This is a genomic window from Providencia sp. PROV033, from assembly GCF_028484855.1.
GTDB classification, from domain to species: Bacteria; Pseudomonadota; Gammaproteobacteria; order Enterobacterales; family Enterobacteriaceae; genus Providencia; species Providencia alcalifaciens.
Genome location: NZ_JAMPSW010000149.1, coordinates 1 through 5,077 on the forward strand (window position 1 = coordinate 1; position 5,077 = coordinate 5,077).

Here is a 5,077-nt window from a genome sequence, read left to right on the forward strand (position 1 = left end):
AGCAGTGCACTGTCATTAATTGGCTCAGATGCTATTGAAAGTGCAATGTCATTGCGAATGATTGGGATAACTGGTTTTTCTGTATATTCCGCCGGATTTATGCAAATACTATGTGCTCTCTTTTTCACTATATATATATATTATAAAAATGGAAATAACTTCAAACCCAGTATATTTGAAATTTTCATATTAGCATTCATATTGTTGTCATCAATTATTTCAGCCAGGTCATCCTTTATTGGAATCACAATTTTAATATTTATTATCTTTAAATTGGCAAATATATTTCAATTTTTGAAAATTATATTATTTAATATAGCCATACTGTTAGGCTCATTAACTGTACTTATTGTTTTTTTGCCGCCTCACTTCCAAGATTTTTTTATTCACTGGCTAACCGAATTTTTTCAATCAGGAACAGAAACAGGTTCTCTACAAGAAAATATAAATATGTTCCGATATAATTGGAATGATTTCTCCTCAATAGGAGACTCTAGATGGTTTGGAGATAACAATGATTATTATATGAATGTAGATGTAGGATGGTATAGGATATTATTTTCAGTTGGCTATCTAGGTTTATTATTTTGGATTTTTACGATTGTATGCACATTAGGATTAAATAATATATTTTCTTTAAAGTTTACAAATGAGCAATGGATTACTATATCTATATTAATATATATATTTATAATGAATTTTAAAGGTCCAATATTGTTTGATAGTTTTCAATCTGTTTTTTTATTGGCTATCCTTAATCTAATATTCAAGTCTAGAAGAAATAAAAAATATAGTTAATTAAATTTAGTATTCGATGAAAGAAATATAAATGGGTGATGTGTTTACCATGTTAAATGTAAAATAAGCCATGTATAATTCTAGTTTTATACTGATATATTTCCGATATTCTAAATAGAAAAATTAAAATGAAAAGTGACATTGTTATTATTTTTTCCGATAATAATGGAGGGGTAAAAAATGCCTCTAAATTGTTATATGGTGCATTTAAAGAAAAAAAAATAAAAACAGACCTATTTAATATGTTATCTAACGGGAACAATTTATTTAGTAAAGTTTTTCATACAATCAGATACCTAAAAAAATATAAATCAGATACTATTATAATATTAATGCACTTTGATGCTATTTTTGCTGGTTTTTTTTTAAGTTTTTTAGGGTATAAAAAAACAATTAATGTTATTCATACTGATTTATATGGCTATTATAAATCCAGTGGACTTTTTAAAAAAATGATAATAAAGCTAATATTTATAAAAATGAGAAGAAAAAAAAATATTTTCGTATCAAAGGAAGCAGAAAATAGAGCTAAAAAGTATTTTAAATTGCAAAATAGTAACTGTATATACAACATTACTCAGATTAAATTAAAAAATAGAAAAAAAATCAATGATAATGAAAAAACAATTAGTTTAGGCATAGTATCTCGGTTACATATACAAAAAAATATAGACTTAGCAATTAGAGTGGTTAAAGAATTAAATCAACTAGGAGGAAGTATTAATTTAAAAGTTTATGGAGATGGTCCTGAGCTAGAAAGATTGAAACAATATGTTTCAATTTTAAACTGTGAAGACCAAATTTTCTTTTTTGGCCATGTAGATGCAAAAGATGAAATATTTAACTCATTTGATGCTTTGATTTCATTTTCCTCTATTGAAGGACTGCCTACCATTATATTAGAAAGCTTTATTTTTAATAAGCCAGTTTATTTTACTGATTGTCATACTGGGCCTAGAGAGTTAATTTCGCCAAACACTTTGCCAGAAATAAAAACTAATAATTTTGAAATAACGCAATGTGGCTTTTTAGTTAAGCCAACAGAAAATGAAAATAAGTATGCATTTAATATTAATGAGGAAGAAATAATTTATGTTAATACACTTAATGAATTCATAAGAAATTTACAGGGTTCCAGATTCAATATAAATTATGATTTTAATTCAATCTCTGATGAAAAAATAATATCACAATGGCAAGTTATATTTTGTGAAATATAGTTTGAAATCATTAAAAATACAGATAATTTATTTTAAGAGCCTACCTCAATAGGACTTTATTCCAAACAATTAGATCACAAGCAAAATGCAACATGGCCTCGTAATTTTCGATCTTCTTTTCCCATCAAGTCAGGATTCGGCTAAAGCGATTCATTCAATTGTGCGTTATTTCGACGACCCAACGATGGGTGATCCGTACCAGTACTTTTGGACACCTCGTTAAGTGAGTAAAATCACTTAACGAGGTGAGTCATGAAAGCAAATAAAACACGCAAAGTCCACACACACAAGAATTTAAAGCAGAAGCCCTGAAATTAGCGTAAGCGGTTAATGAACCACACATACTAAACAAACTCGTCATTTGCCATAGTAGCTTTTTCATTGGAGGGACTATGGAACAACAAAGTAAACGAGAATACTGGGCTGCAATTCTAGAGCAGCAACGACAAAGTAATTTAGGCATTAAGCAGTTTTGCTCGGAGCAAAACATAAGCTATCAGACTTTTCACTATTGGTCGAAAAAGCTCACGCAATCCGAGCCTGAAACCAGGGTTCAACCTATCGTGGTGACAGAGCCTACCGTGAGCACAAGTTGTGTTGTGTTAATTCTCAATAATGGCATTCGAGCAGAACTGCCGGCAACGCTTAGCTCGTAACAAATTAAGACTTGGTTTGAAGCGCTACAATGATACCAACAGGTAAGGTTTTCCTCATCTCTGGAGTCACGGACATGCGTAAGTCCATTGATGGACTATCGTTGATTGTCGCGGAGACTCTTGAGATGGATCCGTTTAGTGAGTCTTGGTTCATTTTCTGCAATCGTACCCGAGATAAATTGAAAATCTTGTTTTGGGATACTAATGGCTTCTGGCTGTACTATCGTCGCTTAGAAAAAGGGACCTTCAAGTGGCCAAGACCCAGTGAGGACGGAGCCATTCATATTACTAAGCAACAACTGGGTTGGCTTCTTTCGGGGTTAACGCTCGAACATGCCAAAGCTCATCGTCCACTTCATAATCTAGAAGTGTGACCGCTGATACTGATCGTCACGTTGGGCTTGAACGATCCTTTTTTGCTGTCATACTTAAGTCATTGAGATGACCAGAGCCCAGACATGACCGACCTCCCTGATGATATCGACCAGCTAAAAGCTATGCTGCTTGAGCTTCACCAACAGAACGAAGCAAAAGATAAACTCCTTGCGGCAAAGCAAGAGGAGGTTGCCGAGCTCAAAACCAAAATTGAGTTGTTGATTGAACAGCTCAATTTAAGTAAGTCAAAGCGCTTCTCATCACAAAGTGAAAAAATACCCAAAGGTACGTTTAACGAAGTGGAGCAACAAAAGAGTACGGCTAAATCCGACGACGACAAGAAAAAAACAGGCCGTAAGCCTTTTCCAAAAGAGCTCGAGCGTGAAGTTCATAAACATGAACTCAATGCCCCTTATTGCGACTGCTGCGACGAGCCTTTACATCAATGTGGTGTTGAAACTTCTGAAGAGCTGAAAATCATCCCACAGAAGGTTAGTGTTATACGTCACGAGCGAACCAAGTACGCTTGCCGGCAGTGTGAAAAAACACAGACTGAAACAAAGATTATCACAGCCCCAAAACCCGCAAGTATGATCCCTAAAAGCCTAGGGAGTGCAGATGCATTCGCCGCTGTAGTCACAGCAAAATACGTTGATGCTCTGCCACTCTATCGGCAAGTGGATATTTTACCAATGACTTTCACTTTACCGATATACGGATAGTAGATAGTGCCGTCTGAGTGTACCCAGTTGCCTGAATCTGCAGCGCTACGGTAAGAGCCTGCAGGAATAGTTAACTCAGGGTGATCCCATACCGTAATGGTTAATACATCACCCACACCAACACGGTACTCATAGGTTGCAAGTTGCTTCTCTAAGGTTGGGTTAGGTTTTGCGATAATCTGTGGGGTATACATCTCATCTAACAGTTTTGGCGAGATCGGGTAGATATCGACAAATTTAGAAATATCACGATCGCCAGTGTCGACGACGTTTTTGCCCGAGGTAGACATAAGACACCAGGGGTAACAGTACAGCCAGTTAATGCTGTAAGCATTAGTGTAACAATAAAAAGGCGTTTCATAAGAGCTAAGAATCCTTTTGCAAAATTATCTTAAATATTTATAAGCTAAGCTCATTATCTTAGGGGGTAACAAATGAAAACAATAGCGACTGTATATTAACAGCATATTTTTTAAGCTAAACTTATTCAGCAAAAACATATAGCCTAATCTTAAGGATACTTCGCTTTTAGCCTTTGAAAGTCCAGCTCGACGAGTCATCGTATTTTCTTCCAGTCTATATCGTAGTAAAACATCAGGTAAATTATGGAATTTATAGTTTTTATAAAGTAGTTCTAACCAAAAAGCCATATCTTCTGTAAAGCAAGTGTGAGTTGGATACCGGTTTCCTTTTTCAAATACACGTCTTCTAAACATGACGGAGGGATGAATAAATGGACATCTAGTTATACTGAAATCTTCTAATTCTGAATGCTGAGAAGGTAATTTTTTTTCAACAAGAGCATAAGATGTTCCAAATTCCTCACAAGCTGTACCTAGAATATCAATTTCAGTATGGATATCCATGAACTGCTTTTGCTTTTCTAGACGTCGTGGTAATGAAATATCATCACTATCCATGCGGGCGATATACTCTATATGAGGATACATAAGAACTTTATCAATTAGTGCATTAAGTGCAAATGATAACCCTCTATTATATTCGGAATGTATTAATTCAATAATATGCTGTTTGTGTAAACATTCTAGGTATTCAAATTCTTGTTTTGGGATGATACCATCAACATATATAAGTATAAGAGGGATGATATTTTCTTGCTGACAAATACTGTTGATGGCATCTTTGATATATTCCAACTTATCATTTTTATAAATACTCATAATGACAGCGATATTATCAGTACGTAAGGTCATCGTGTTACTCATAGATTATAACAATTAAAAATAGATATCTTCCATTATACAACATGGAGTTTTAGGCGTCATTTTAATAAATAAATTCATTT

At 34.0% G+C, this 5,077-nt stretch carries 5 protein-coding genes and 3 pseudogenes; 5 read left to right on the plus strand and 3 right to left on the minus strand.

Translation table 11 applies throughout. The annotated features are described in order from the left end of the window. Positions 1–798, plus strand: a pseudogene (locus PSF16_RS16435) (hypothetical protein); the annotation flags it as partial. Between the two features lie 128 nt (positions 799–926). Further along, a complete protein-coding gene (locus tag PSF16_RS16440; protein WP_272689704.1) occupies positions 927–2,018 on the plus strand; it encodes a glycosyltransferase in 1,092 nt (363 codons plus the stop codon). A 40-nt stretch (positions 2,019–2,058) separates the two neighbouring features. On the opposite strand, the pseudogene PSF16_RS16445 reads toward PSF16_RS16440, so the two are convergent. After that, a pseudogene (locus PSF16_RS16445) lies at positions 2,059–2,205 on the minus strand (IS5/IS1182 family transposase); the annotation flags it as partial. 205 nt (positions 2,206–2,410) lie between these two features. Here PSF16_RS16445 and tnpA point away from each other — a divergent pair. From tnpA to PSF16_RS16460, 3 genes and pseudogenes are all read left to right on the plus strand, one after another. Next, positions 2,411–2,674 carry an IS66 family insertion sequence element accessory protein TnpA gene (gene tnpA / locus PSF16_RS16450; RefSeq protein WP_272689705.1) on the plus strand — a complete coding sequence of 88 codons (264 nt, stop codon included), beginning with the start codon at positions 2,411–2,413 and terminating at the stop codon, positions 2,672–2,674. Positions 2,675–2,703: 29 nt separating this feature from the next. After that, positions 2,704–3,048: an IS66 family insertion sequence element accessory protein TnpB gene (gene tnpB, locus PSF16_RS16455; RefSeq protein ID WP_034167512.1), complete on the plus strand. Its 345-nt coding sequence runs from the start codon at positions 2,704–2,706 to the stop codon at positions 3,046–3,048. Positions 3,049–3,132: 84 nt separating this feature from the next. Beyond that, positions 3,133–3,738 (plus strand): annotated as a pseudogene (locus PSF16_RS16460) (transposase); the annotation flags it as partial. Here the strand turns inward: PSF16_RS16460 and PSF16_RS17430 are convergent. Together PSF16_RS17430 and PSF16_RS16470 are read right to left on the minus strand one after the other, a co-directional pair. Beyond that, complete coding sequence (locus PSF16_RS17430; RefSeq protein WP_442959259.1) at positions 3,717–4,061, minus strand: polysaccharide biosynthesis/export family protein; 345 nt, start codon at positions 4,059–4,061, stop codon at positions 3,717–3,719. The pseudogene PSF16_RS16460 and the gene PSF16_RS17430 sit on opposite strands and share 22 nt — an antisense overlap. 96 nt (positions 4,062–4,157) lie before the next feature. Continuing rightward, entirely contained in the window at positions 4,158–4,985 is an 828-nt protein-coding gene (locus PSF16_RS16470; RefSeq protein WP_272689706.1) for a glycosyltransferase, read from the minus strand. Positions 4,986–5,077 lie beyond the last annotated feature (92 nt).